The sequence below is a fragment of the Bacteroides sp. 519 genome (assembly GCF_010500955.1).
In the GTDB taxonomy this organism is placed as follows: Bacteria; Bacteroidota; Bacteroidia; order Bacteroidales; family Bacteroidaceae; genus Bacteroides.
In genome coordinates, this window is record NZ_QVMJ01000174.1 from 1 (window position 1) to 299 (window position 299).

General features: G+C 50.5%; 1 protein-coding gene. It reads right to left on the reverse strand.

Going from position 1 to position 299, the window contains the following annotated elements:
- Positions 1-299 (reverse strand): hypothetical protein (locus D0T85_RS22645; RefSeq protein WP_203558565.1); only part of this gene is annotated, 299 nt, incomplete at both ends.

Consider the following 299-nt stretch of genomic DNA (forward strand, 5'->3'; position numbering starts at 1 on the left):
GTAGTTTCGGGAACTAACTTCCAAACAATTAAAATATAAGGTACGCACATTACTGCGAACAGCAAAAATGTTCCGGCTGCCATGGTTTCGACGATCAAGGATTTATCACTATCATCATCATATGCCCGCACCCGCCCGCCCCCCCCCCCTCCAACTTCTTCCCACCCCCGACGCCCGCCGTCGGGCGTCGGGGAGGTTGTGTTGGTGGGCGGGCAAAGAGTTGCCCTGTTTTTATGCAACAGCGGACCCCCTTTCAAAAAATTCTCATGGTTATCTTCAAAAAGGAAACAGCCATATTT